A 21,489-nucleotide genomic window follows, 5' to 3' on the forward strand; every position below is an offset into this window, starting at 1 on the left:
CAGGAGGAGCTATGAACCGATGCATCTCGCCACTGATAAGCGAACGCAAGATGGCCGCGCTGCTGGGAATATCCCACCGCACCTTGCAGGCGAAGCGGCTGGGCGGTAGCGGACCGCCCCATTACCGCCTGCCTAACAGCCACACGGTGAGGTATGACCCGACTGTGGTTCAAGCCTGGCTGGAGGCTTGTGCGGTGCCGTCCGATGCGATTGTGGAGGACGGCAACCGCAAAGGCTGAACGAGCGCTTGCCGCGGATCGCGACCAGACACAAAAAAGCCGGCCCAAGAGGCCGGCCAAGCACTTTTTCTCAAACCGCCGCCCGGTGTTGACGCACCGGACGGCAGCGATACAGGAGGCCCGACCGACCGGCTAGAGCGATTTGCCCTTTTAACGATTCAGCCGACCGACGGTTTTCCTGCACCCCATCCAGACAGGACGAAAACGCCTGATCCGAACCGGACTAGGGATGCAAGATTATAGCAGACAGCGCTGCGCTAGCGCACGCCTGCTTCGCGGTCGGTTATTGCCTCGATCAGCAATGGACCAACGACCATGCAACAGCAAAAAATATTCTTCGAGATCGGAGTTACTTTTCACCCGGGGCTCGATGACCTGGCGCGCGCGGAACAGACCCTCGCCAATGCCTTTGCGGCCAACTCGGCGCTCGGTCCCGATGAGCCGATCTTCCCCTTCCTTGATGCGAATAAGCGCGCGCTGGCGAGCGGCATGCTCGACCAGCTGTTCACCGCCCTCCGGGCCGGAGGTTACGCGTGACTGCCACCTCCGATTTCGCTCGCGCTATCGCCGACGAAGGACTGGGCGATCCGATGATCATCCCCGACGGACGTTTGCACCGCTACCGTGGCCCCGGAGATAAGCCAGGCGCCAAAAATTGCTGGTACGTCTTCCACGAAAGCGGGACCACCCCTGCCGGCGCGTTCGGTAGTTGGCGCCTGGGGTTCACCCAGACGTGGTCCAGCAAGGGCAAGGACCGCATGACGCCTGCTGATCGCGCGAACGTCCGCCGCCTCGTCGAGTCTGCCAAACGTCAGCGGGAGCAAGAACAAGCAGCCCGGCACGCCCGAGCTGCGCAGACCGTCCGTATGGTATGGCCGGCATGCTCCCCGGCACCGGCTGACCATCCCTATCTGCTGGCCAAGGGAATCACACCACATTGCGCGCGACTCGACGGTCTTGGGTCGCTGGTCATCCCTGTTGGGGACTGGGCGACCATAACCTCGATGCAGTTTATCCGGCCCGACGGGGGCAAGCGGTTCCTGTCCGGGGGGAGGATATACGGCTGCTTTTGCTTGCTGCCCGGCACGAAACCCGCGCCCATCCTTATTTGCGAAGGATTCGCCACCGGCGCCACCCTGGTGGAGCAAACCGGATCGACCTGCGTCGTGGCCTTCAACGCCGGGAACTTGCTACCCGTCGCCAAGGCCGTCCGCGCCCAGCATCCCAAGGCCGACATCATCGTCTGTGGCGATAACGACGCCTGGACCGAGGGCAATCCTGGCGCAACCAAGGCCCGCGCGGCTGCATTAGAGATTGGCGCTCAACTGCTGCTGCCCGACTTCACCGGCCTGGACCTGAGCGAGAAACCTACAGACTTTAACGATCTGGCCAGGCTGCGAAATGCCAGCGCACGGAGAGCCGCATGATGACATCTATCGGCAACAAGCCAGAAGCCCAGCACGAGCCAGAGCACCTGCCTGAACTCGACCCGTCAGAGAGCAAGCCGAAAAATGGCGCGCACCATCCAATCGCCGCAGCGGCTTCCGGCGCCGATAGCCTGATCGACCTGGAGATAGCCACCGACCCGAAGGCGGAGCAGATCGCTGCAGACAGGCGGGCCATCCTTGAAGCCATAGAGCGGCTCGGCGACGACCCCGGAGCAGTGCTGGAGGAAGATGTGATACCCCCGTGGAACCGCCTGTACAGCGCCAACCAGGCTGAATTCGAGCGACTCAGGCACGCGGCCAAAAAAGGCGGAGCGCGCGTTGTGGAGATCGACAAAATCGTCCAAGCCCGGAACAAGAGGGTTCTTTCTCGACAGAAAAAAGGTTCAGCAAAAAAGTCCCAAAGTCCATCCGGTTCATCCGCTACGCGGGTTCAAGCCATCCGCGAACCATCCGCGAGCCATCCGAAACCATCCGGGGATCATCCGGCAACTGGCTTAATCGAGCCTGGAGCTATGGTCGAGGATACAGAGCAAGGTCCGCGCAGGATCATCGAGTCGGAAGCCGCTGGCATCCTCGCGCATTACCTGCGGGACCGGCTAACGTGGGACGCGGAAGCTCAATCCTGGTGGCTATGGGACGAGACCCATTGGGCGCCGCAACCAACGCCAGCCAAGGCCGACAGACTCACGGCTGAGGCTATCCACATCGGGACAGACACAGTCGGCTATCGCCCGGCTTACCTCAATGGCGTGGTGCAGATAGCCCAACGTCGAGGGCTACTTGATCCTCGCCCGGTCCCTGCTGGACTCATCCCATTCAAGAATGGGTTACTAGACCCAGCGACCGGCGCCCTGACGCCACCGACACCAGACTGCGCGATGACATGGATCATCCCGCACGAGTACACCCTCAACGCGGACTGCCCAACAATCCGCGCCTGGCTGCTGCGCTCAGTCGAAGGTGACGCAGAAACCGTCGAGCTGCTGCGCGCATGGATGGCTGCTTTATTGCGCGGCATACCAATACAGAAATTCCTCCTACTGATCGGGCGCGGTGGATCGGGGAAAGGCACCTTCCAACGCTTGATTGCCGCACTTGTGGGGATAGCCAATGTCGCCATCAGCACCTTGCGCGACCTAGAGGAAAACCGCTTCGAGACAGCCAAGCTCTACGGCAAGCGCCTGTGCATGGTGAATGAAGCAGGCAAGCATGGTGGCGCACTGAACATGCTCAAGGCCATCACTGGCGGCGACCATATTCCGCTTGAGCGCAAGCACCAGCAGCAAACCGGCTCATTCGTTTTTGACGGCCTTGTCCTCATGGCCACCAACGAAGACCTACGCTCCACCGACACCACAAGCGGACTGGAGCGCCGCCGGGTCACCGTTCGCTTTCCCGTCACCGCCACACCCGAGGAAAAAGCCGACTGGGACTCGCGTGGCGGCGAGTCGGCGGTTCTGCATCCTGAGATTCCGGGCTTGGTTAATTGGTTATTGGCGATGCCGGAAAGTGAGATTCGAGCGCGCTTTGAACGACCGCCTCAGCGCGTTATTGCGGACAACCTTCTCGGCCTGCAGGCCGGCAACAGCGTTGCGGACTGGCTATTGTCCGAAACCGTGCCGGACGCGTCCGCCATCGCCCAAACTGGAACCAAGCATGAGCGCCGCGACCCCAGCGACGGACGGGTTTACTACGAGCACGCGGATGAGTGGCTATTCGCATCGTATCTGTCTTGGTGCATCGAACAATCCCGACGTCCTGTGGCGCTACAAGGCTTCAAGTCGACCGTGGTCGATATCGGCGAAACATTGGGTCACAAGCTGAGTGCCATTCGCCACCCCCAAACGCGTGCGCAATCGATCAGAGGGCTGAGATTACGGGAATCGCCCGCCGAAACCGGATGGATACCGGAAGAACCATCCGAAACCGGATGGTCATCGGATGGCCAAAGGACAGATAACCCTTTGTTTTGTATCAACCGGACGGACTTTTCCCAAAACTTAGCCATAGATTCCCAGGAAAAAAAGAAGGTGTCCGTATGAGTGCCGCAGCCATCCTAGATCGAGCCCGTTCGGCCGGTGTGTTCTTGACCGCCGAACACGACGGGAGGCTGACCGCCGATGGTCCTGCCGCTGCGGTGGACTCCCTTCTGTCAGCCATCCGCGCCCACAAGGCCGAGCTGCTGACGCTGCTGGCCGCCAACGATCCCGCCCCCCCCTGGCAGCACGATGCTGACCTCACCGAAGCCGTCGAAGAGCGCGCAGGCATCGTTGAATTCGACGGCGGTCTGAGCCCGGGGGATGCCGAGGCCATCGCCAAGGGCGCCGCCGCTGACTACTACAACCACTTGATGCGCCAGGATGAAAGCGTCTGCGGCTGCCGAACCAACTTGGGCGCCCTGGTCGCCCGGTTTTGCCCCGAAGGCCAGCGCCTGCGTGATGCCTATTCCAGCGCTGCCTCACAAGCCGAAGCCCACCGGACAAGGAGGATGGCGCCATGACCCTCGCCGCCGCCTTCCGCGCCGCCAGCGCGCGGTCGGCGCCGCCTGTCGTCAGCGGCGGGGCTTGGACTCTCGACGCAACCCTGAGAGCCACCAGCACCAGGAGGCAGCCGCCCATCCGTGACCTAAGCGATGAATCCTCTACTGCCCACGGAATTCGCTGGCCTACCTGGGCATCCATCGACAGAACCCGCTCCGCCCGCTAGTTCTTGAAACCACCAGGCGCGCCCTGGCAAGAACCGCTCGGATGCCGGCGGGCGGCTATAATGGCCGCGGCAATCAGTGCTAAGGTGCCGGCGAAGCCCGCGATCCAGGCGCCTTGCCAGCGCTCAACACCCACGGGATGGCTGGCACCGCCGCCAGCCGATTTTTTGGACAACCTCCAATGTCACCAAGGCGCAGTTCTACGCCGCTCTGAAGCCTTAGCCCGCGCGTCACCATAACGTCTGCGTCAATGCAGCCTGCTCGACCCTGCAGTCAACCGCGCCGGCGTCAATGTTCCCCCTTGCCCGCCGCGCCAAGATGCCAAACCGGCCTGCAACCCGCTGTTAGCCGCCAACTTCTCCCGCTGGAGCCGAAAAAAGGCGTTCATTTTGTCAATAACGTGCTTTTCTCGGCCGTCAACCCGGCAAAAGTCCGCTGTCGTGACAACAAACTGCCGCGTTATCCCTTCACAACCACGGATAACCGGAAATATCACGATGCCTCACCCTCACCCCCCCCTCAGCAGTGCCGAAAGGCAGTGCGCCGCCGCCCAAGCCCAGCTCGACACCACCCTGCGCGATGGTCAGGACACCACCGCCGCCCGAGCGGCCTTGGCTGCCGCCGAGGCGCATCTGGCGCGCGTGCGGGGCGATACCCGCTCCCCGGCGGCACCCTCCGCCCACGGCCCTGCGGTTGCCGAACGGCTTCACCAGCTGCAGGCGGAGCTGACAAGCCGGTTGGCCGATCTGGCAGTGCCCGCCCCCGCGGTCCCCACACTGCCCGTCGCGTTGTCCGAGATGCTCCTGCATGCCGAGCACAACCACCAGCGCCAGCAGGCCGCGCGCGCCGACTGGCAGCGCGAGCAGGATCAACTGCTGGCGCGCCAGGCACACTTGGCCGAGCAAGAGCAGGTACTGGCCGGCAGCACCGACAGCGATGCCGTTCGCGCGACACTCGCACTGGATCGCGGGGATCTGCAGCGGCTGCTGGCGGCCCATACCAGCGCCCGACCGGCTGACCCGGAGCGCCCGCTGGCGGAGGCCGAGCGCGCCTGGACGGCGGCTGTCTGCGCCCTGGAGGTCGACATCCTCCAGGCCCAGGGCGAGCGCCTGCAGGCCGCCCTGCTCGCCGTTGGTCAGCGCCTGCGCGCCTTGGCGGGCCTGTGCATGGATCGCCGCTTGAAGCTCGATCCCAAGCTCTGCGCCGCCGCCCGGCTCGGCGGGAGGCTGTGATGCGCGACCAGCCTGATCGCGGCGGACGCTCGGTGAATCTGGCCAAGCGCGCCCAACGGCTGTGGCGCCGTCACGGGGAGGCGTGGCTTGCCGAGCTGGAACGCCAGGCCCATCTGGGCGATGTGGCGGCGTTGCAGACGTTGCTGGCCCTGGCGCAGCTCCCCGTCCACGGGAACTCCCGGCCGTCCGATTGACAGGAGCAAAAAATTTCTCGCGACCCTGCCCTTGGGGACCTAAAAAACCAAAAGAACCGGGCCAAGGCAGTTCATTTTGTTTTTTTGGTTCGCCACGGACTGGTTTCTCCAAAACCATCCTCGGCAGCCGGGCGCCGCCCCCCTGCCTGGCACCTCCGCAGCCGTCTTTTTCAGCCGCACACTGGCGCAAAACGCGGGCATGGCTAAACCCCGAGCACATAGCGGCAACACAGGGCATTGATAGAACGAACGTAACACATGGATTTGCACCAACGGCCAATTGATTGGACATCCATTGGCTCTTCGCTAACCCCGCTAGCCGCCCTGACACCAAATTTGCAAGCGCTTGTTTCAAAAGCGTTCACTGAGAAAAAAAGCCAAAAATACCACTCGCTGACCGCCCCAAACCATCCTATGCTGTGCGTGGCGCTGGAGCATGCCTTCGGTGCCACAGTTACCATTGCATTAGGAGGCGGCGCAATGCCGAGCACATTAACGGACCGTCGTATTCGCGAGATGCGACCACCCGCGAGCGGCAAGCAACTTTATTGGGACGCGCACAAGGATGCGCCGCGCGGGTTTGGCGTGCGCGTCACCGCTGCTGGCACCAAGAGCTTTGTGCTTCGCTATCGCACCAAGGCCGGGCAGGAGCGCATTCAGACCATCGGCGAGTTCAGGGCGACCTGGTCGCTGGCCGCCGCGCGCCAGGAGGCCAGTCGCCTGCGCGCGCTGGTCGACCAAGGGCAAGACCCCATGGCCGAGCGCCAACACAACCGCGCCGAGATCACCCTCACCGACTTAGTCGAGCGATTTTGCAAGTGCCGCGATGGCCGACTGCAAAGCGCGCCAGAGGTGCGCCGCTGTCTGGCGCGCGACCTGCTGCCGGCGCTTGGCAAGCGCCGCATCGGCGCCATTACCCGCGCCGATCTCATTGCGTTGGTCGAGGCCCGCGCGCGCGAGGCGCCGGCGGCGGCTGGTCATCTGCTTGGCTATATCAAGCAGGTGTTCGCCTTCGCTGAGGATCGCGAGCTGCTCGCGCTCTCCCCGGCGGCGAGCCTTAAACCCAGCCGCATCGACAAGGCGCTCAAGACCCGCCAGCGCGGGCGGGTGCTCGATGACGCGGAAATCCGGGGAGTCTGCCACACCCAGTCGGGGATGCGCCCGCTCAGTCGGGTTGCACTGAAGCTAATTTTGCTCACCGGCCAGCGACCAGGGGAGGTATTGGGCCTGCGCTGGTCGGAGATTGACGGCACAACATGGACCATCCCTGCCAGCCGGCGGCGCAAGACCGAGACCGCGCATTCGGTCCATCTGACTGACACGGCCCTGGCGCTGCTCGCCCTGGCGCGCGCGCAGGCCGAGCGGCTACAAGCGCGCCGCCAGTGGGCGGCCGATGATCGGGTGTTCGCGCAGCGCGCGGGGGGCGAGCCGGCGACGGTTGCCGGGCTCGATAAGGCGGTCACCCGCGCCGCCCTGGCCATGGGCAACAAGCCCAACGCCGATTGGGGGCACTGGACGCCGCACGATCTGCGCCGGACCTGCCGCACCCGTCTGGCGGCCTTGGGCATCCCTGAGGAAATCGCCGAGCGCGTCATTGGCCATGGCAAGACGGGGATCGTGGGGGTTTACAACCAATACCATTACCGCGCTGAGACGCGTGCGGCCTTGGAACGCTGGGAGCAGGCTTTGCTGGCTCTGGTTGGGGAGCCTGCATGCTCCGCACAGCCTGCTGCCGAGGCCGCCTAGCGTCGATGCGACAGCAGTTGTCTAACGGCTGTTTTACGCTGTGTTTAACTGCGGTTCTACGGCTGTTTTACCGGCATTTAACAGAGGTCTAACATGGGCCAGACCATGTATTGCGTGCGCGCCACGGCGGGCTTCAAGGATCGGGTGGCGGCCTTGTGCCAGCCCGGGGAGACCCAGGCGCAGCTGTTGGAGCGGCTGATCAGCGCGGCCGAGGCGCCGTCGCCGGTGGTGCCCCTGCCCGGCTGGGGTTGGCCTGGCTCGGGCGGAAGCCGCGTCAGCCATGGGCTGGTGCCGCCGGCGGTGTGCCTGCGCGTGCGCTTCCTCGCCCGCGCGAATCCGCCGCCGTCGTGCGCGGCGCTGGCTGCTGCGGTGGGGCTGCCGGAGCGGACGGTGCGGGAGATTCTCGGGGCCGATTGAGTCAGTGAAAAATCGTCTCGGGGGTCTCGGCGGTGAGGATGCGATCGAGCCAGGTTTCCAGTTGCTCAAGCTCAGCCGCTTCTATGCGTGCGCGGTGCGCCTGCGCGGCTTGTGAACCGAATTTCCGATCAAGCTGGCGCAGCAGCGTCCGGGCCTCGCCCTGCTGCAAACCCTGCTGCACTCCCTGCTGCACTCCCTGTTCAATAAAACGATCGGCAAACGCGGTCATGGTCTCGATCTCCTCGGCATACTGTTGCTGGTAGCGCTGGCGTTCATTCTCATCAAGAGCGGCATAGATGTCGACGAAGTCGAGGTATTTGATCTGCCGCTCGCGGTCGGGTTCCAGCGTGCGCAGGCCGCGCACGGCTTGGGCGTAGACTTCAACCTTCTCCTCGGGCGCATACTGCATGTTGGGCAAGTTCAAGCGCGCGACCAGGTTGGGGCTGTCGAAGTAATCGCGCGCCTTGAGCCCGAACAGCGCACAGGCCAGATAGCTGAACTGTAAATAGGCGCGCGTGTCGCTGCCTAGGCTGAGCGTTTCGCGGAAGCCACCGGGGTGCAGGAAGATGACCACCGGCACTACCCGCTCGGTCTGGTAGAGCTCGGACAGGTCCAGGCAGTAATGGGCCAGGCGATGGATGGAGAAGCGCCCAGGCTCGGTTTCCTCCTCGAAGACAAACAGCAGCGCCTGGCGGCGGCCATCGGGCCATTCGAGCAACAGCGGCACGTCCAACTCCCGAAAGCGCTCGCCGAGGCGCTCTTTGAGCTGCTCCTCGCGCAGCGGCAGGATGCGCACCTGATCATCAAGCCGTGCCGCTTCGCTGGCGGCGGCAAACTCGATGGCCTGGCGTGGATAGTCGAGGATGAGGTTTTTGAAGTTCTGGTCGTGGCTCATCAGGGGCTCCCTGACTGCGCGCCGGTGTCGGGTGTTTGGGTGTCGGCGCTCATCGGGCGAGTGTAGCCGATTCCCTCGATAAGATGGGAGCGCCTTACCCGGTGCTTGCGCAAGCCAACACCCCCACCAACCCCTGCAACAGCCCCTCATACCGCCGCCAGCGCTCAATCGCCTGGGTGTGAATCGGCTGGTTGACCTGCGCGGCGCTGGCGGTCTTGACCGCGCGGGTGCTGTGCTCGGGGTGCAGGCAATCGGGGTGGAATGCAAGTCCGCAGTGATCGAGCAGGGCGAGGATCTGCGGCTCGGGGTCGCTGACCAGGGCTTCGTAGCGGATGCTGTGGATGGGGATGGGCAGGACTTGCCGCCAGTGGGCCATCAGGGTCTGGTAATCGCGGTAGTGCGCGCCCAGGGTGATCAGGTCATCGGCGTAAGCGTGGCCGGTGGCGAAGTTGTGGCGGTAGATCGACCAGCAGGTCGCCATGGGGTCGCGCTGGCAGTGCAGGACGGTGGCTTGAGGGAACAGCAGCGCGATCAGCCACAGGTGTTCAAAATTGTGCGGCATCTTGTCGGTAGCGCGCTGGTCGGGCTCGGTGACGGGCAGGGCTTGCCGGTAGCGTGCGGCCAGGCGCTGGGCTTCGCCGCGGGTGAGGGCCTCGGGATGGTGGCGATGACCGGGTGGCCGGGGCTGGCCGCTCCAGCGCTGGGCGAGGTGCCCGAGGGTGGGCAGCTCGCCGCCGGCCCGGATCTGCGGGTGACGGGCGAGGATCTGCTCGGTCAGGGTGGTGCCGGAGCGCGGCATGCCGAGGATGAAGATCGGCCGAGCGTCGGGCTGACCCCAGTCGCGGCGGGTGGCGAAGTAATCGGCGGTGAAGGTCTGGCACAGCCATTGGACGCGAGCGCGGGCTTGGTCGATATCGTAGTGGTGGCGCAGGTGCTCGACGCGGGCGGCGTGGCCGGCCTGGTAGTGGGCGAAGGCGGCCTCGGGCTGGTCGCGGCGGTCGTGCAGATGGCCGAGGGCGAAGTGGAGATCCTTGCGTCGCACCACGTTCAGAGGCGGTTGGTTCAGCGCCGCTTGCAGGGTGGCGATGGCGGCGGGCTCGGGTGGCAGGCGGCCTTCCTGGGCGAGGTTGATCAGCGCTTCGACGCTGTCGGGCTGGCAGGCCAGGGCGCGCTGGTAGCTTAAGCAGGCTGAGTCGATCTGGCCTTGGGCTTTGAGCAGACCGCCGCGGGTGTTGTGCAGGGCGGCGTCCTCGGGGAACCGGGCGAGGGCCTGGTCGCAGGCGCTGAGCGCGTCATTCTGGCGACCGAGGCGTTTGAGCACCAGGATGCGGTTGGTGAGGCTGAGCCGGTCGTTCGGGTGCAGGCTGAGGGCCTGGTCATAGGCGGCCAGGGCGTCGCGCTGGCGGTTCAGCGCGCTGAGCATCGCGCCCCGGCCGCGATGGGCTTCCAGCGCCTTGGGGTTGAGGCGCAGGGCATGGTCGAAGGCGGCCAGGGCTTCGTCGCAGCGGCCGAGGTCGCTCAGCACATTGCCACGATTGGTGTGGGCTTCGGCGTAGTCGGGTTTGAGGGTCAGGGCTCGGTCGTAGGCCGCCAGGGCTTGGTCGAGCTGGCCACGGCGTTTGAGGACAATGCCGTGGTGCATCCAGTAGGCGGGGTTGCTGGGCGCGAGGGCCAGGGCTTGGCGCAGGCTGGTGTCGGCTTGGTCGAGCGTCCCTTGCTGGAAGTGGATCAGGCCGAGCTGGTGCCAAGCCTCGGCATGCTGGGGAGCGGCGGCGAGGATGGCTTGGTAGAGCTGGGCGGCGGCGGGGAGGTTGCCGGCGCGCTGGTGGGCGGCGGCGGCAGCGAGGGCGTCAGCCAGGCTGAGTGTTTGTTCGCCCTGCCCCGCCATCGGCTGCCCCTTAAGCGACCTGCAACGCCTCCATCACCGCCAACCGCTTCGCCGCGAAGCTCTCCGCCTCGCCGGTCAGATGCGCCAGGTTGTCCGCCTCGCTCTCCAGTGCCTTGCCCTCCTTGAGTACCCGCTGACCTTGCGCCTTGAGTTGCTCCCAGACGAAGGCGGCCCAGTCGGCGGGCATCTGGCGGCCTTGCTGACGGGCGAGCAGAAAGAGCTGATGGAAGCGATCCACATGGATCCCACCGCCGGTGACCGGGCTGGCCAGGAAACGAATGGCGTCGCTGCCGCGCGCCTGCTGCATCAGGTGGGCATTGAGCGCGTCGGTGTGCGTGCGGCGTTCGGAGGCAACGGCCTCGTCCTGGGCCAGGTGCAGATGCCCGCCGCCGGCGAGAATGCGCACCGTCTCCCAAAGCTGGGCGAAGGCGATCTTCTTCCCCACTAGTGCTTGTTCGATCTGCGCGAACGTGCGTGGTTGATGGTCGGTCAGTATCTCAAGCAGTGCGGTGTACAGTGCCTCGTTTAACGTGGCCTTGCCCAAGGTACCAGTGACCTTGATCGGCACATCCGCTCCCGAGGTGGTCAACACCAGACGCAGCGCGCGGATTTGCGCACGCTGCTCGAGCGCATTGAGCCGGCGAGGGCCTTTGACCCAGTAGTCGCGGCGAAACTGCTGGTTGACCATGAAGTTGCGCACACCGGCGCGAAACAGCGGGTCGGGGATCTCGGCGAGCAGTGTGCGTTGCTCTTCGGTCAGGTGAATGGCATCGATGGCATCGAGCGGATGGGCGCTGCCGGCATAGTCGAGCTTGGCCGGTTGCAGCCACTCGGCCATCGTGCCCAGCGACATCGGCGCCCAGTCGCGGTTGAAGTATTCGTGCGCCAGATAGGCGCGGTTGTGCTCCTTGAGCTTATTGAAGCGCGCGGCGATGGCGGGGTTTTCCCGCGCATAGGCGGGATTGGTCGCGAGCAGCCGCTCGACAAAACCGATGGCGCCATCAATGCGCCCGACCCGCCCCTGGCCGGGTGCGCCAAGGATATCGGTATGCGCCTTGAGCAGTTCGCGCAGCGGCACGAAGGCGGCCCAGCCGGGAAAGCAGTTGTAGCTGATGTAGAGCACGCCACCGGGGTTGAGATGCCGGCGCGCGAACTCGGCAATCACCCGGCGATTCTCGTCGCTGATCCAGCTCCAGATGCCGTGCAGGGCGATGAAGTCGAACCCGGGCAGATCGTGGCGCTGGGCGAAGTCGGCAAAGGCGTCGTCGAACACCCGCGCCTCGCTGCCGGCAATGCGGGTGAGCTCTTGGGCGAAAGCGGCCTGGCTCGGGTTGAAGTCGGTGCCCCACCAGCGCACCGGGCTGGCGGCGGCGTGCAGGTTCAGACTCAGGCCCTGGCCGAAGCCGAGCTCGCAGGCGGTGGTGATCCGGGGTAGCGCCAGACCGGCTTGCAGCAGAGCCAGGGCGATGCGGGTGGGGTTGAGTTCGTTGTAGTAACCGTGGGTGTAGCCCAGGTCGGCGACATAGCCGGCGGTCCAGTCGGTCATGGGTGATCTTTCGGTTCGCGGATGTTAGAAAAGTGAGGCCAGCTCGCCGTCGCTGACCGGCAGTCTCGGAAATCGCCGTCGTGCCGATTAGTGCGTGATCGCGTTCTGCTGTGCCTTACGCTGCGCGTCGAGCTGTTTCAGGAGTTGGCTCAGGCCATTGATAATCGAGATACTTGCGTCACCGGCAGAATCAGTGTACCGGCCTCGACCACGGAATAGTCCGGACCGGTTTGCACAAACTGAATGCGCGGGTTGCTGTGTAACCACCTTCGGCTATTCCCGCCCCTGGTAACTAACCGGCCCCACCTCCTCGTCACAAAAGGCGTCCGGTCGCCAACCCCCTCCAGCATCGATCCAGCGATCAAGCGCCTTCAGCGCGTAGGCTTGCTGTTCAGCGGTCAGTTGACGACGCCAATCGCGGTCCTGGCCCAAAGGCGCATGCCCGACATGGAGCAGCGACTCAGGGTCATAGTGTGAGTCGCCGGCTTTGATCAGCACCGCGCCTTTGCTGTCCAAGGCCTCGGCCCGCTGCTGGGTCGCGCTGAAGCTGGTCTCTCTCGCGATACGCTCAATCACCTCATCCGCGGCTTTAACGTCGAGAAATCGGGCAATCCGTCGAATCGACGCGACATCGCGGAGCATCAAATCATCGAAGGCGATGAACAACGCATGGCCGGTCGCTCGCCATCGCCTCATATCGTCAATGCTGCGAATGATCTGCCCAACAGCGTGTTCCAGCTTTGCGCCAAAAAAATCCACCATCGAAGCCACCGCATTCATTGGTGGCCGATAGGTCACAATGACCTTGGCGGCTCCCTGCCCAGCCAAATCAATGGCACCGCTCGTCGCGCCATGGAACTTCAGCACATGGTAACCAGCGACGGCCGCTTGCTCATTCAATCTCGCATCCACCCGTCGTCCTTCGCCGCAATAGCCGGCGGTGACCGCCGCCGCGCCTTTGGCCTGAGCCATCAGATGGCGCGTGACATTGTAGGACCAAGTCGACCCGCTGCGCTGCATGCCGGCACAAAACACCCAACGATAACCGTCGCTCGCCACCGGTCGCCCGATCCGCCGTGGTCCGCAAACGTCCCGCACCTCCTTGCCTACGCGCTGCCACCATGCCCGATTTCGATGCGCCGGCCCGACGGGGCCCGCGCGCAACGGGTGTGTCGAATCCAGTCGCATCGGGGCGCCGGTCAGCCAAGCTTGCAACGCGATGCGTCGATCCATTTCAAAGCTTCGGTTAGGATTCGCACCCAGCTGTCGGAACAACCCCGTATTGCACTGGAAATAGGACGAATGCGCGCGCAGACGCTCTCGGCTTTCGTGCATGGCCGCGCGTAACCAGGCCGCCATCGCACATTCTTTGCCCATGGCCCGCGGTTCACAATCGTCAAAGCGCGCGCTTGGCGGCAGAAAAGGTCGATCCAATTTCACCTGCAGCCGTTGTTGATCGAAGACTTTGATTAACTTCCCATTGAGCTTCGCCGCCGCCGCACGCTCGCCGCAGGCACTCAAGACCCGAATCCGCAGCAAGATTGTCGCCAGATGAGCATCCCCGGCCTCGGCCAACTGCTCCAACCGCGCCCGGCTGTGACGCAGCCACGCCCAACGTGCGCTCAAGGATTGGCCGGCATCCGCCGCGCTCAGACAGGCATCCAACGCGGCTTCATACTGAGCCCAATGCACATCACCCGCCCGATCCAGCCGCTGCCAGGCAGGGAGCGTGGCGCCGTCGGCCTTGATACTCGCAACAAACGGCAGCCCTTGGAGTGCCTCGGCCCAACGGCGTACCGGCGCCGGCGCTTCGGCGTTGACTTCAGCACTGGTCAACAGCCAGCCGCTCGCTTGCAGTTGCGCGGCTCGGCTCGGCTTGCAGGCAAACAGGTTGAGCTGATAGCCATCCAGCTCCTCATCGGGCAGGACGGGCGCCAGCGCCTGCAACCCCGGCACCAGCCGATAGCGGTCGTAGCCGAGCGCGGCGAAGGCTTCGAGCAGACCGGTGTTGGGTGCATTGCCGTGTTTCCACTCAAAGAGCACCAGCGGGTTTTGCTCGGCGAAGAAGTACGCCCCGCCTTGGAGGATGCGAATTTCCTCGCCCTCGGCGTCGAGCTTGAGGACATCGACCTGGAAGCCGGCGGGCCAGTTGGCGGAGTCCAGCAGCGCATCCAGGGTGGTCAGGCGTACGGTCTCGGTCTGACCGGGTGCGGCGCCGGCCTCGGCGTTCAGAGTGTTCAGCTCGCTGTTGGCGCCGATGGTGAGCGTCGCTTCGCCCTGGTGATCGGACAGGCCGACGCGCAGCAGGGTGAGCACATCCCCAAAGCCATTCGCGGCGATACTGCGCTTAAGCATGTCAGCGGGCGCGCTGGCCGGCTCGCAGGCGATCACCCGCCCCTGCCCGCGCAGCCGCTTGGCCAGACTCAGGGCATAGAGGCCATGATTGGCGCCGATGTCGAGCACGCCCATGCCCGGTTGCACCAGCTCGCGCAAAAACGGCAGCTCGGCCTCGAACCAGTCCTCCTGCTCCAGCAGCACATAGGCCGTCATACGCCGCACGTCGGGCGGCACGCACACCTTCACCTCGTCGGCGATGGTCAGGGTCCAGTGGGTGTCGGGCGAGGGCATCGGCGACTGGCTGGGCATCGCATCAGGCATCGGCGGGGTCGGCGCTAGGCGCTCCAGCGCCCCTTCAGCCAGCGCGCGCTCGGCGGCCTGAGTCGGCGTGGGCTGATTGGGATCGCGCTGCGAGGGCACCTCGAAAACCCGCGGCGCCTCGCCGGCGCAGTGAATGCGCCACATCTCGCGCAGCGCCCACTCGAAGGTGCGGGTGAAGCCGACCTCATCGCGCAGGGCGCTGGCTTCCAGTCTGGGGCGCAAGGTGGCGCGATACCGGCGCAGGCGCTCGGGGTCTTGCGCCAGTTCAACGACGATGCGCACATAGTCATCGGCGTCCTGGGCGATCAGCTCCGGCAGCTCCAGCCGGGTCAGGATGCTCGCGCCGACGCGCGCGGCATGGCGGTCGCCGCATTCGGTGACGACTGGCACGCCCATCCACAACGCCTCCACCGTGGTGGTGGTGCCGTTGTAGGGAAAGGTATCGAGGGCGATATCCGCCTGGTGATACCACGGAAAATGGTCGGCCTGACGCGGCGTTCGCGGTAATCCCTCAATTCGCTCAGCCGCCACCCCCGCGCGCGCCAATTGCTCGATGACCGTATCCCAAACGCGCACATCCGCCGCCAGACCGCTCTTTAACATTAGCCGCGAGCCGGGCACGGCGATGAGAATACGCGCCCAGCGCGCCAGAATCCCTGGCCCAAGTTTGGCAAGATTGTTAAAGGAAACAAAGGTCAGCGAAGACCGCTCGGTGCTCGGCGGCTGGCACGCCTGCAGATTCCGCACCGGCTCTGGTGGGCGATAGCACAGAAACCCGTCTGGCAACCGCAGCAGCCGCTCACTGTGAAAGGCATCGGCCTCCGGCGGGTCGGTCACCGCATCCACCAACCGATAATCCATCGCTGTCAGCCCGGTGGTGTTAGGATAGCCGAGCCAGGTCACTTGGACCGGCGCCGCCCGCTCGGCAAACACCGGCAGCCGGTTCTTGCCGCTGTGACCCGCCAAATCCACCAGTACATCAATTCGGTCGGCAGCAATCCGCGCCGCAAGCGCGTGGTCATCCAACGCCGCGCACGGCACCCAGTGCGCGACCCGCGCCCGGCACCAATGCGTCATCGCATCCGTGCGCTCGCCATTGGCATAGGCAAACAACTCCACTGCCTCGCGGCCATGGTGCTCCAGCCAAGCGCTGAGAAAGAAGGCCACCGAATGGATGGCAAAGTCCGCCGACACCAAGCCCACGCGCAACCGCCGCCGCGCCTCCTCGCCCGGCGCCGCCCGCCACACCGGCGCCTGCGCCGGCTGGGCGTAGGCGCGGTGCGCCGCGAACACGGTCTCGCGCGCGACATCGTCGCGATAATTAAACCCAAACAACCGGTTAGAGTCAGTGTAAAACGCCACCGGATTCAGGCGCCGCGCCTGTTCATGCGCGGCTTCGGCCTCATCCAGGCGCCCGAGCAACTGCAGCGTGTTACCCAGATTGTTATGCGCCATGGCCAAGCTTGCATCCAGGGCCAACGCGCGGCGAAAGGCCGCCTCCGCCGCGCGCAGTTGCCCCAGCCGATGCAAGGCATTGCCCCGGTTGTAGTGCGCCTCCACGAGATTCGGATCAAGCGCCAACGCGGCATCGTAAGCCTGCACCGCCTCGCGCGAGCGACTTTGATGAAAGAGCAAACTGCCACGATTGCAATGCGCCCGCGCTGAGCGCGGATCCAGGCGCAAGGCCGTCTCGCACGCCTGCAGCGCCTCGTCAAAACGCCCCAACGCCCGCAAGGCCAATCCGCGGTCGATATGGGCCGCGACATACCCCGGGCGCCGCGCGATGGCCTGTTCGAACGCCGCCAATGCCGCCTGCGGCGCGTCTTGCGATAGCAGCAGATTGCCCAAATTGCGCTGCGCCTCGGGGTAGCCCGGCACCAGCGCCAACGCCCGGCGGTAATACTGCTCGGCCTGCGCCGGGTCGCCCAAGTCCGCATGCGCCCGTCCCAGGCTGTTCAAGACCGAGGCATCCTTGGGCGCCAGCGCCAGCGCGCGGCGCAGCGCCGCCACGCCTGCCTGCGTCTCGCCCAAGCGCACCTCAATGGTGCCCAGCACCTTCCAGGCAAAGGCGTCCTGTTCATTCGCCGCCACCAGCGCCTGCGCCGCCGCCCGTCCAGCCACATCCTCACCGCGATCAAAGAGCGCCGTCAGCCGCTGGTGCGCGCCCGCCAGCGCCGCCGACGCGGCTCGGGTTCCCGCCGCGCGCGGCCGTGCCATCGCTTGTGTCTTCTTGCGCTTGCTCTTGCTCACTGCTCCACCCCGTCCGCGCGCGGATTAGTCGTCAAACACCAGCATCCCGGCGTTGGGGTCTTCCAGGACAAACGGCTCTCGTTCCCGCGCGCGCCCCTGCTGCTCGCCCAGGCGCGTCCCGAGCTTGGTCAGGTTCTCCATACGGCGCAAACACGGCGCCGAGATCAGTTGCGCATAGGCCAGCGCCAAGCCGCCCTGCTCGCGCAGGCGCAAAAACGCCTGATCCGTCAACCCATCCAGGCGCTGCGCACTGACCCGCAACAACCCCTCCCCCAGCTCTGGCCAGGGTTCCAGCACACCGCTGGCATCCAGTGCATCCAGCACCGGCCGATCGCGCACCGGCAATGGCAGTCGCGTCTTCATCAGTTGCACCAGTCGCTCCAGCTCGGGCGCGAAAGCGCCCTCGGGGGTAAACAGCGGCTCACCCTCGCTCGCTGACAACCAATCGGAGGTTTCATCCACCACCACCACCGCCTCCGCCCCGTTCATCTGCAACGAGAAAGGATGACAGCGCACCACCGTTGGCACATAACCGCCCAACCAACCGCCTTTCGGCCCGACATGCACATTCTCCCCGGCGCGGCGCCCGAGAATGGCCACCAGGCGCAACGTCCCCTGCGCATCGCGACTCAAGGCCAAGGGCAGGTCAACCGCCGCGCGCGCCGCCTCCGCGACCGCAAGCGGCGCCAAGGGTTGTTCAGCCAGGAAAAACAGCGGTCCCAGCCGCCGACGCAAATGCCCATGGCGCGCCTTCGTCAGTGCAACCTGATTCATTTCACCTCCAAGATCTCCAGCAAGGGCGCGAGCGATGCCTCATAGCGCCGCCATTTCGCGGTGCTGCTCTGGTACATGGGCTGGCGCACCTGGCTGACGCTGGCCGTGCGCACCGCCCGCTTGGTTTCGTGAAAGGACGCCACCTGCGCATCCCAGCCCACTCCGACAAACTCCAGCAGCCTTCGGCTCCAGATCTCCTGGTCGGCGACCAGATCCTCGTAGCGAAACTCAAAGATCCTCAGCGGCAAGACCGCGCGCCAATGGCGCATGATCCGCTGATAGTCATTGATCTGACGCCCGATCTTGACCAGATCGAAGGCATAGCCCATGCCGGCGTGCTTGGCCTTGAAATTCTGCTGATAGTTCGACAACGCGGTGTCGCGCGGATCGCGTTGCACATGGATGATCTTCGCACCGGGAAAGATCAAGGCAATCAGCCCCAGATGCATGAAGTTATGCGGCATCTTATCGACCACATACGGATGCTCACTGTCATGCTGCTTCAAACCCTTGAGGTAGAAGCGCACCGCCTCCTCGCGCAGATCCGGCGTGAAATCGCCCAGACACGTCGGATAGGGGCGCCCCTTCTTGATCACCGCCGGCAGCAACTGGGCCAGCCGCGGCATCAAGTCCAGCTCGCCGGCGCCAAAAATCGCCGGATGGGAACTGAGGATTTGCTCCGTCAGCGTGGTGCCCGAGCGCGGCATCCCCACCACGAACACGGGCGTGCGATCACTGGCGCGGATCGGCGCCTGGCGGGCAAAAAACGCCGGGCTGTAGGCCTCGATCAATCCATCCACGCGCCGGCTAAAGGCAGCGGGATCATAATTCAACACCTTGTCGCTCAGCCGGTTGGCCAGGTGCAGGTAGTGAAACGCCCGCGCGTAGTCACCCGCCTTATCCAGCACCTCATGCAGCGCAAAGGCCATGGTCACCCGCGCGTCATCGGGTAGCAGGGAGTTATCGGCCACCCGCTCCATGGCCTCGATTGCCTTAGGGTCTTGCGGCATCTGCCGCGCATTGACCATCTGCGCGAAGGCCAGCGGATTGTGGCGCGCCGCCTCCTCAAACAGCGCGCCGGCCTCCTTGAGCTGCCCGGTCCACAGCAGCACCTGCCCCAGCTGGGTTTTCAAGCCGCCATCGCCGGGGTAGATCTCCAGCAGTTCGCGCAGCAGCGTCTCGGCGTCCTGGTACTGCCCCCGCTCGGCCAACAGCGCGGCGCGCGCCATGCGCAGGCGCACATGGTCGCCATGGGTCGCGCTGGCCTGCTCCAGCACCTCGGCGGCCTGCTCGTGGCGGCCCAGCTCGCTCAGGGCATGGACCTTGAAGCCGATCAGCACTTCCGGCTCCGGCGCCTCCAGGCGCTCGAGTTGCGCGATCACCCGTAGCACCAACAGATGATGATCGCGCGCGCGCAGCAAGTGCAGCAGCTCGCGGCGCAATAGCAGTTGCTCGCGCCACTGTTGCTCGGCGGCGCTGGGCGTGGCGCCAGGCGCGGCCAGTGTGGCCGGCTTGGGCGACTCTTCCGGCGGTAACAACGCATCGCGCAGCACGCTCACCGCCTCACCCGGGCGCTTATCCTGCGTCAGCGCGCGCGCCAGGCGCAGGCGCAAGCCGACATCCTCGGGCTGGTCATCGAGCGCGCGTTGCAACTCCGCGGCCAGCTCGGCGGTGCGCTCCAGTGCCATCAACACTCGCGCACGCCCTTGCTGCGCCTCGGGCAGCGCGGCCTTCAGCGTCAAGGCCAGATCATAGTGCTCCAGCGCTTCCTCCAACTGCTGCAAGCGCACCAGCAGCCCAGCGAGGTTGTTGTGCCATTCCGCGCGCTCGGGCTCACGCCGCACCGCCTCGCGATAATGGGCTGCCGCCTCCTCCAGGGCGCCGGCCACCAGTTCCACGGCGCCCAGGCGGCCGTATTCCACCGCGGTGGCCTCGGGCAGCGCGATGGCCGCGCGCAACCACTGCTCGGCCTGCACCCGCTCGCCGCTCACCAGCGCAGCCAAGGCGGCATCCGAAAGCCACAGCGCATCGTCGCTCGCCGGCGCGGGCACCGCGGCTAAATCCGCTGCCGCCGCGGTCGGTTGCAGCCGCCAACGCGCCAGTGCCAGCACCGTCGCCTCCGCCGGCGAGAGGGCCTCGCGTCCCGCCAACGCCTCCACCACGCGCGCATCCTCAAGCTGGCGCTGCCAGGCGCGCAGCTCCTCCAGAGCCGGTTTCGTCGGGGTCATGGCGCCGCCTCCGCGCTCCCCGGCGCCTCCCGCGTTGCCAGGGGCGCGCGGTAGGCGTCCAACTGCGCCAGCGCCCGTGCGCACAGCGCATCACAGCCGTCCTTGAGCGCGCCGGCCGGCAGCGCCGCCGCTTCACCCTGGCGCGCCGCCCACCAGGCGGTGTTCTCCGCCAAGAGTTGCTCCTCGCTCGCGCGCACCCAGCGCTGTTGCTCAGCGCTGCCCAGGCCGGGCGCCAGTTGCCCAAGCAACAGGCCCAGCACCCGCCGCAACGCCAAGGGCGCCCCGGGCGGGGGAATCAGTAACTTGCTCAAACGCACCTCCTCGTTCGCCACCGCCACCTGCGGCAGATACGGGCGCAGCGCCTGCAGCGGCGGCGGCAGGTGCGCCAGCACCCCCGCCCGCATCCGCGCCACCCGCAGCGGGCGTCCATCGGGCAGCCGCAGTGTCAGCGGCACCGAGCCCAGCCACGGCCAGCTCAGGTCGAGTACGCCATCGCGCAGCCAAGCGTCGAGCGCGTCGAGCTGCGCCAGGCGCACCCGCAGCGGTTGCTGCCCCCCGCCCCGGGCGAATAAGCGCACGGAGGGCGGCACCGCGCGCGGATTGATCACCAAGGGCTCGCCCTCGGCGTCCGCCACCAAGGTATCGAGCAAGGGCGCCAGGTGCCAGGACGGCTCGCCCGTGCCGTCCTGGTCCACCCGTGGCGCCACCGCCACCAGCCGCCGGCCGAGCAAACTGGCACAGCACAGGGCCGACGCCTGGGCGGGCCGCAACAGCTCCGGGTCCTGTTGCCAGGGCGCGTCCGGCGCGGCCATGGCGGCCAGCGCTTGGCGCAGCGGGCTGCGCTCCGGCAGTGCCAGCACGGGGTGCGTGGCGCGCCAGCGCGCCGACGCCTCCAGGGCATTGAGCAACGCGAGCTGCGCGTCCAGCAGCCGCTGCTGCGCGGCGGTGGTCTCCTCCGGTATTTGGCCGGGCTGCAATTGGTCATTCTCCAGCACCACCGCGCCCGGCTGGTAGCGTGGCAGCGCCTCCAGCGGCCAGCGCAGGTAGCTGCGTTTATCCCCATGCGCGGCCAGACTGTAGGCCGTCAACCCTTGTTCGCTCGCGCGCCATTGCAGATCCGCACTCATCCAAGTGCCGGCTGCCTCGAGTGCCGCCAGCAACGCCTCCAGCGCCGAGCGAACGGCGTCGCTGGCATGAATCCGACCGGCCGTCGGCGGCGCGGCTCGCGCAGTATCAGCGCCCATACCATCTCTCTCATCGGTAAAAAAAA

General features: G+C 65.7%; 17 protein-coding genes. 9 read left to right on the forward strand and 8 right to left on the reverse strand.

Translation table 11 applies throughout. The annotated features are described in order from the left end of the window. The first annotated feature begins 11 nt into the window (after positions 1–11). The 5 genes from Thiosp_RS24360 (at position 12) to Thiosp_RS24380 (ending at position 4,187) form a co-directional block, all read left to right on the forward strand. On the forward strand, positions 12–239 hold the full coding sequence (locus Thiosp_RS24360; RefSeq protein WP_201066603.1) for a helix-turn-helix transcriptional regulator: 228 nt from the start codon (positions 12–14) through the stop codon (positions 237–239). 315 nt (positions 240–554) lie between these two features. Next, entirely contained in the window at positions 555–776 is a 222-nt protein-coding gene (locus Thiosp_RS24365) for a hypothetical protein (RefSeq protein ID WP_201066601.1), read from the forward strand. Further along, a complete protein-coding gene (locus Thiosp_RS24370; RefSeq protein WP_207188051.1) occupies positions 773–1,666 on the forward strand; it encodes a toprim domain-containing protein in 894 nt (297 codons plus the stop codon). Before Thiosp_RS24365 ends, Thiosp_RS24370 begins: the two co-directional genes overlap by 4 nt. After that, complete coding sequence (locus tag Thiosp_RS24375) at positions 1,663–3,729, forward strand: DNA primase family protein (protein WP_201066600.1); 2,067 nt, start codon at positions 1,663–1,665, stop codon at positions 3,727–3,729. The genes Thiosp_RS24370 and Thiosp_RS24375 overlap by 4 nt, the downstream gene beginning before the upstream one ends. A 44-nt stretch (positions 3,730–3,773) precedes the next feature. Further along, entirely contained in the window at positions 3,774–4,187 is a 414-nt protein-coding gene (locus Thiosp_RS24380) for a hypothetical protein (protein WP_201066598.1), read from the forward strand. A gap of 202 nt (positions 4,188–4,389) precedes the next feature. On the opposite strand, the gene Thiosp_RS24385 is transcribed toward Thiosp_RS24380, so the two are convergent. Further along, entirely contained in the window at positions 4,390–4,566 is a 177-nt protein-coding gene (locus Thiosp_RS24385; protein WP_201066596.1) for a hypothetical protein, read from the reverse strand. A 322-nt stretch (positions 4,567–4,888) separates the two neighbouring features. On the opposite strand from Thiosp_RS24385, the gene Thiosp_RS24390 reads away from it, so the two are divergent. From Thiosp_RS24390 to Thiosp_RS24405, 4 genes are all read left to right on the forward strand, one after another. Then, on the forward strand, positions 4,889–5,623 hold the full coding sequence (locus tag Thiosp_RS24390) for a hypothetical protein (RefSeq protein ID WP_201066594.1): 735 nt from the start codon (positions 4,889–4,891) through the stop codon (positions 5,621–5,623). Next, complete coding sequence (locus tag Thiosp_RS24395) at positions 5,623–5,817, forward strand: hypothetical protein (RefSeq protein ID WP_201066592.1); 195 nt, start codon at positions 5,623–5,625, stop codon at positions 5,815–5,817. Before Thiosp_RS24390 ends, Thiosp_RS24395 begins: the two co-directional genes overlap by 1 nt. A gap of 480 nt (positions 5,818–6,297) precedes the next feature. After that, entirely contained in the window at positions 6,298–7,563 is a 1,266-nt protein-coding gene (locus tag Thiosp_RS24400; protein ID WP_201066590.1) for a tyrosine-type recombinase/integrase, read from the forward strand. 93 nt (positions 7,564–7,656) lie between these two features. Further along, the gene (locus tag Thiosp_RS24405; RefSeq protein WP_201066588.1) at positions 7,657–7,980 is read left to right on the forward strand and encodes a hypothetical protein; all 324 of its coding nucleotides are present in this window, start codon (positions 7,657–7,659) and stop codon (positions 7,978–7,980) included. 1 nt (position 7,981) lies between these two features. Here Thiosp_RS24405 and Thiosp_RS24410 read toward each other — a convergent pair whose 3' ends face one another. The 7 genes from Thiosp_RS24410 to Thiosp_RS24440 all read right to left on the reverse strand — a co-directional run bounded on the left by Thiosp_RS24410 (position 7,982) and on the right by Thiosp_RS24440 (position 21,463). Then, positions 7,982–8,875: a DUF4351 domain-containing protein gene (locus Thiosp_RS24410; protein ID WP_201066586.1), complete on the reverse strand. Its 894-nt coding sequence runs from the start codon at positions 8,873–8,875 to the stop codon at positions 7,982–7,984. Between the two features lie 94 nt (positions 8,876–8,969). Continuing rightward, entirely contained in the window at positions 8,970–10,763 is a 1,794-nt protein-coding gene (locus tag Thiosp_RS24415) for a tetratricopeptide repeat-containing sulfotransferase family protein (RefSeq protein WP_201066585.1), read from the reverse strand. 10 nt (positions 10,764–10,773) lie between these two features. Continuing rightward, the gene (locus Thiosp_RS24420; RefSeq protein ID WP_201066583.1) at positions 10,774–12,309 is read right to left on the reverse strand and encodes a class I SAM-dependent methyltransferase; all 1,536 of its coding nucleotides are present in this window, start codon (positions 12,307–12,309) and stop codon (positions 10,774–10,776) included. A gap of 273 nt (positions 12,310–12,582) precedes the next feature. Further along, a complete protein-coding gene (locus Thiosp_RS24425; RefSeq protein ID WP_201066581.1) occupies positions 12,583–17,217 on the reverse strand; it encodes an FkbM family methyltransferase in 4,635 nt (1,544 codons plus the stop codon). Between the two features lie 24 nt (positions 17,218–17,241). Continuing rightward, positions 17,242–17,991 (reverse strand): SapC family protein, encoded by a 750-nt coding sequence (locus Thiosp_RS24430; RefSeq protein ID WP_201066579.1) that lies wholly within the window; start codon positions 17,989–17,991, stop codon positions 17,242–17,244. Then, a complete protein-coding gene (locus tag Thiosp_RS24435; protein WP_201066577.1) occupies positions 17,988–20,219 on the reverse strand; it encodes a tetratricopeptide repeat-containing sulfotransferase family protein in 2,232 nt (743 codons plus the stop codon). Before Thiosp_RS24435 ends, Thiosp_RS24430 begins: the two co-directional genes overlap by 4 nt. Then, a complete protein-coding gene (locus Thiosp_RS24440) occupies positions 20,216–21,463 on the reverse strand; it encodes a hypothetical protein (protein ID WP_201066575.1) in 1,248 nt (415 codons plus the stop codon). The genes Thiosp_RS24435 and Thiosp_RS24440 overlap by 4 nt, the downstream gene beginning before the upstream one ends. Between the last annotated feature and the right edge of the window lie 26 nt (positions 21,464–21,489).

This window comes from Thiorhodovibrio litoralis, from assembly GCF_033954455.1.
In the GTDB taxonomy this organism is placed as follows: Bacteria; Pseudomonadota; Gammaproteobacteria; order Chromatiales; family Chromatiaceae; genus Thiorhodovibrio; species Thiorhodovibrio litoralis.

What these genes read in the sequence shown, in the direction of transcription:
- Thiosp_RS24360 (WP_201066603.1), top strand. Translation starts at nt 12, where the DNA reads ATGAACCGATGCATCTCGCCACTGATAAGCGAACGCAAGATGGCCGCG.
- Thiosp_RS24365 (WP_201066601.1), top strand. Translation starts at nt 555, where the DNA reads ATGCAACAGCAAAAAATATTCTTCGAGATCGGAGTTACTTTTCACCCG.
- Thiosp_RS24375 (WP_201066600.1), top strand. Translation starts at nt 1,663, where the DNA reads ATGATGACATCTATCGGCAACAAGCCAGAAGCCCAGCACGAGCCAGAG.
- Thiosp_RS24390 (WP_201066594.1), top strand. Translation starts at nt 4,889, where the DNA reads ATGCCTCACCCTCACCCCCCCCTCAGCAGTGCCGAAAGGCAGTGCGCC.
- Thiosp_RS24395 (WP_201066592.1), top strand. Translation starts at nt 5,623, where the DNA reads ATGCGCGACCAGCCTGATCGCGGCGGACGCTCGGTGAATCTGGCCAAG.
- Thiosp_RS24400 (WP_201066590.1), top strand. Translation starts at nt 6,298, where the DNA reads ATGCCGAGCACATTAACGGACCGTCGTATTCGCGAGATGCGACCACCC.
- Thiosp_RS24405 (WP_201066588.1), top strand. Translation starts at nt 7,657, where the DNA reads ATGGGCCAGACCATGTATTGCGTGCGCGCCACGGCGGGCTTCAAGGAT.
- Thiosp_RS24410 (WP_201066586.1), bottom strand. Translation starts at nt 8,875, where the DNA reads ATGAGCCACGACCAGAACTTCAAAAACCTCATCCTCGACTATCCACGC.
- Thiosp_RS24415 (WP_201066585.1), bottom strand. Translation starts at nt 10,763, where the DNA reads ATGGCGGGGCAGGGCGAACAAACACTCAGCCTGGCTGACGCCCTCGCT.
- Thiosp_RS24420 (WP_201066583.1), bottom strand. Translation starts at nt 12,309, where the DNA reads ATGACCGACTGGACCGCCGGCTATGTCGCCGACCTGGGCTACACCCAC.
- Thiosp_RS24430 (WP_201066579.1), bottom strand. Translation starts at nt 17,991, where the DNA reads ATGAATCAGGTTGCACTGACGAAGGCGCGCCATGGGCATTTGCGTCGG.
- Thiosp_RS24435 (WP_201066577.1), bottom strand. Translation starts at nt 20,219, where the DNA reads ATGACCCCGACGAAACCGGCTCTGGAGGAGCTGCGCGCCTGGCAGCGC.
- Thiosp_RS24440 (WP_201066575.1), bottom strand. Translation starts at nt 21,463, where the DNA reads ATGGGCGCTGATACTGCGCGAGCCGCGCCGCCGACGGCCGGTCGGATT.